1 protein-coding gene is annotated in these 5,318 nt (G+C 38.3%); it reads right to left on the bottom strand.

The genetic code is table 11. The features are described 5' to 3' along the window. Positions 1–576 precede the first annotated feature (576 nt). On the bottom strand, positions 577–4,839 hold the full coding sequence (locus tag H7254_RS15570; RefSeq protein ID WP_301933836.1) for a hypothetical protein: 4,263 nt from the start codon (positions 4,837–4,839) through the stop codon (positions 577–579). Positions 4,840–5,318 lie beyond the last annotated feature (479 nt).

Genomic DNA, 5,318 nt, shown 5'->3' with positions numbered 1-5,318 from the left:
TCGAAAAAGTAAATGATAACTTGGTACTAAAAATAGCACTTAGTAAAAAAAGACGGGCATGGTTTAGCGGACTTTGGAACTACTCAAAAGTCTTTGAGTATCCTTTTGAGGTTGCTATTGCGTAATTTGGGTTAAAATAATCGACCTACTCAGCAAAAGCCGATGTTGGCCTTTTGATCAACATCCGAAGGCACGGACCAAAAAAAGGTTTTAGTAATCAGTAAGCATGTTGAAATCATCCACAACATTTGTAAAAAAGTTTGGGAAAAGCAGCACACAATAAATTATAAATTATAAAAAAGCATTTACAGTATTAGATTACAAAGCTTCGGCGGTTGGTTAAAAATGATTTAATCGGGGCTTTTGGTTTAACAAATAGTTATTAAATCCGCAACAGCACTAAAGGCAGAGTACAGTCAATACCAAATTCGACTAGAAGCTTTTTCAGGATGCTGCTGTCATAGAAGTGAACCTCCCTATAGAGCCGGCTAATGCGTGACGTGTATTATTTACTGGGTAAGCCGCTGCTACAGGCTTATTACAATCATCATTTTGGTTAATCTATTTTTACAGATATTATTGATTCACCGTTATAGGTGCCTGCAATATCACTCCGCTACCGGTTCTTACTTCCATATTACCTTTTACATTCAATGCTTTTTTATTAATGAATTGGCGGTTGCCCGTATTTGTGCCGGCATTAATAATCAGCTTTCCAATTTTATTGGGGAAGGAAAGCCCACCAAACCCATCAATATTTTTGCTTGCCACGTTAGATGAATTGACGCCAAGAATTAAGGTACTGTTATCGCCAAAATTATATGGACAAGCTATGGTTTGGCTGGCAGCACCAAAAGGCGGATCATTTACTTGAAGCGTACCACCAGTAAAATTAAATGCAGTCATGCCTGCTGCTGCTTCAAACAAATAGCTGCTGTCTGGAATGCTCATTTCCCGTATGCCCTCATTGGCATCAATGGTTATTTTACCACCAATCATATTGAATGTGCTGCCAGTATTAAATTTTAATCGTCCATTGATATTAATACCTCCATTGCTGATTGCCAATGTGCCGTAAATATCTGCAATGGCAGAATGTTCATCTGCCTCACCTGTTTGTAAAGTATCTGTAGTATTATTAAGCGTAAGTGTGCCTCCACTGCTTACTCTTAATGCCCTTATTATGAGTGCGGTATCTACGGTTACATTGTGGCCTGTATTGATAATAACAGAGTCACAAATATCTGGCACTACACCCTTGCTCCAGATAGCAGAATTACTAAAATTGCCGCTTGACAGTGTAGTATTTATACAACCTGAATTATAAGAGGCGTTTACTTTCAAAATGGCAGAATCCTGCAGACCGAAAAAGGATGCAGTAAGTATAGCAGTTCCGCTTTTCAGGCCATTAAAAGAGATAGTTGAGTCAACATAATTAACGATGGTTGCCGAATCAACCGCAATTAAAATATTAGGGTCACCATTGCCAATTGTTACCCATTGATCATTGTATTTAGCCTCAAATACCGGAAAGAAAGGCTGCCCAACAGTCAGCATACTTTCATTGTCTTTTATCCTGAAATCCTGTAGGGTAGCAAGGTTGGTAGTACCTACTGAAAGGGTATCTATACGGTATTCTAATCCGGAGCCATCACTTTTTTCATACACGGCCTTTGCCATTATTAAATTACTGCCAGTAAACGACGGACTCACAGTAAATGGAATACTATGCTGCGCCAGCGTTTTAATTACCCTGAAGGAGTCTGACAGTTGAAAATATATCGTTGAATAAATAAGTCTTGCCGTGTCTTTTACCCTGAATTTGATATTGATGGTACTATCTGAATTTACAACAGTATTTCTAAACGGAGCATCAATTTTTATTTTTGTAGTATCAAAAAAACTTTCGTTTATAAGAATATTGCTTGGCTTTGATTGAATACCTTTTGCAGCCGCAGGCCGTAGTTCTTTTACTTGTATCGGGTTATTGTTAGCAGGAAAAAAATCAGCAAATAATTCACTGGATCGTTTGGTGTTTAACAACTGTAATACCCTTTGGCCCACATCATCTCTTTTTGGAATGTCGCTGTGCCAGGCATTATGAGGTGGATTAGGTGGAATTATAGTTGCCGCATCAGTATTTATAAACTTGGTAACATTAGGTGCATCAACGGCCAGATCGCATATTTGGCTGGATAAGGGTACAATCAGGTCACCATTTTGAATAAAATTATAAAACCCTCTTTTTTCGTTTATATAGTTTAAAAAATTAAACAGCATTACCTGAGGATCTTCTGCTATCATAGTTCCTAATTCTGCCCTTGCTGCCAATCGGCTTGCTGGTGTTTCAAAATATGCATCTGACCATGGTAAGTAAGTAGTGACATACATAATTTCAAGTAAAGATTTATAAAAAAAAGATAATCCTTTATCTAAAAATCCCGCTACTGAATAAAACTTATCCCATTTAACATTACCACATATCATGTGGTTTCTTATTGGGGCAAATGTAAGTGCCGGCGTTCGGCCAAACCTTATACCGCCTCTTTCTTCTGTAGATTGTAAATTGTTTGTAGCATTGGAGCCTTCAAACTTTGGTATTATTTCATTTCCCACTGGAATAAAAAGGCAGCCCAAAAAGTCAGGGCTTGCTGCATAAGCGTCGTGAAGCAAAATGTTTATCGGATCCGGAGCCCATTTTAGAAACTGGTCTCCTGCATCAGCAACACCAGCACCATTATGCGGAGTATCCAGTGTAAGCACTTTATGTGTAAAGCCTTTTGTATAATTTTTATACCTGTAAGGGCTGCCGGCACCTGCAAAGAATTTTTTAGGGAAAAAATTAATAGCAGTCCTTATCATACAACCACCCATACTGTGACAAACATAATCCACCTGATTGGAGGCGTATCTTAATCCCCTCATGGCTTCAATATTTCCCTGCAGTGTATTTAGCCTGTCTCCATTACCGGTATAAACATTAATATCTCCCCCAAGTAATTGTGCTGCATTTTTATGGAAGTAACCACGAGGATCCATCTTTAATGCATTGGTATAAGTAAACAGCGGGCTGGACAGAAAAGGGACATATTTTCCAAAATAATTATGTTTTAAATCCAACCAGGCTTCGGGGCTGCTTGCAACACCATGCACAAATACAGTTGGCGGCCGCACTAAGCCAATTTTATAATCCATCGTGTCTTTCTTGTTGTTGAGATAAGTAACAATTACCGTAAGCGTATCATATCTTTTTCTTAAAGATGCATAAGCGCTTACCGTATCGTTACTAAAATCTTCGGGTGAAACATACCAAACCCAAAATTCGCCTGGCACACCCACTTTCAAATCAGCATCACTCATACTTATATCTGTTGCGGTTGCATCAGTTGCCTCCTCACTGTATTTATCAATCACCAAAGCTGGTTTTAATTTGCCACGGGTATTGGCTTCGCTTGCAACAAACCTTTTTAAACTTACATTCACAGCTTGTACGTTTGGTAAGGTATCACTCCCTTTTTTTATCCTTAAATAAATTCTGGAAACACCATCTGCAGCTACGCCTATGGGACGATTGACCCTGTCCGGGAAGCTATAGTCCCATTCCATCTTCACATCTATTTTGTATTTGATATTCCAAAATGTTACCCCGGCATCGGAAGTAATAATAATGCGCCCACCACCTTTATCATAAGCCACTCCTGTAATATTATTAGAGGGGAGACTGTCTGTGGTTGTGAGTAGTTTGTAAGAAGAAATATCTGTTACATCTCCGCCGTTATCAAATACTACAAGACCATTAGTTGTACCGATATACACATATCCATATTCATCGCTGGTGATGGCATTAAGATTAACGGTAGTGCCCGGTATAAAAATAGATGGCATATTTACAGCTTGTAACGTATTACCGGTTTTTACTACCACGCCGCCGTTTCTTAAACCAATCCAAACCCTGCCATCTTTGTCGGCATACATGGCACTGGTTCTAAAACCTGCAGGCAATACTCCTGCGTTATCAGTATTGATATATTTTCTTGCCTGGTTATTATAATACAATCTTGTTTTGTCAAACTCTCCATTTTGATCATACCCTCCCTTAAAAAAACCGCTTGTAGCATCATACTTTAATATTTGAGTGGTACTGCCTGTTGCAATGGTGTAATTTGTTTCCGCAGCAATATACACTTCTTCTTTGTTACCACATACGCCATAGCAGGAAGGATTTCCTGTACTTATAAAATTGGTTGTGGGAAATATCTGAAGCCCTCCAAAAACCTTTTGCATATTTCCTGTTGAGGTTTCCTGAAAGCGGGTGGCACCGCCTGCGCTGGTATTTCCGGAGGTTATGTAGGTGGCCTGCGCTGTCCATAATCTTCTGTATCCATCCTGTGGTGCATTCAAAGTATCTAAATAAACTGACCTTACATTTCTTGAAGACAAAAAATTAGTGGTACTAAAAAATTGCATACCGACGTCTGTTCTATCCGGAAAATAATTAACGCCGCCTCCTGTATTTGAGCCACCGCCTGTTTGCCCTGATGTGCCTGATTGAGCTATCCATATACCACCCTTTTCATCAGCTTGTATCTGGTTGATAAATACATTGGTGAGCTGACTTGATTTACTCCATACTTTAGTGGAGGTATCAAATTTGTATAAGCCCTGGTACTGGGTTCCGGCCCATATCTGACCAAATTTTCCTACCCAAACGGCTTTAAAATTATTACCGGTAAAAGCTGGCGTATTGGCACTGTTATAGGTAGTAAACTTGTTGATAAATTGGGCTTTTGAAAAAATAAATGCACCCGATAAAAGCAGCAATAAGAAAAACTTTCTCATAATATTTTCATTAGTTAGTGTTATCGCTTAGGTTAAACAGGCCTTGAAAATTTAATAGATGGATATTATAAAAACTGTGATAGATAACTCAGATAAAGTTAAATAATACAATTATAAAAAATGAAACTCATTTTTAAGTACCCTGGCTAAACTCCCCGACAACCAACGCTAAATTAAATTGCTAAAGACAAAAATTCTATGTTTAAAAACATGGCCTATTTTACTTAAAAATATCTTTGCTACGCCCTGCACTGCTTTTAACAAACCAAGATTATTGAAGGGCTTAAGCGTAATGTTATATCTGCAACATCACCCCAAAAAAAACTAAGTGCTCAATTATTATTGTGTGATCAGAGGTACTCTCTACATACTGATAGCACATTTTAAGTTGCGATACAAAAATTAATGAGATTTTCCAATCGCATACGAAATCGTTACATAATAAAAGCCACCAATAGCAGGACCGCCTAAAAAAGAAT

Origin of the sequence: Ferruginibacter sp. (assembly GCF_014377975.1) — a bacterium.
Taxonomy (GTDB): domain Bacteria; phylum Bacteroidota; class Bacteroidia; order Chitinophagales; family Chitinophagaceae; genus Ferruginibacter.
This window is presented reverse-complemented; position numbering and strand designations above follow the sequence as displayed.

Coding starts and splice junctions, on each gene's coding strand:
- H7254_RS15570 (WP_301933836.1), bottom strand. CDS start 4,839: ATGAGAAAGTTTTTCTTATTGCTGCTTTTATCGGGTGCATTTATTTTT.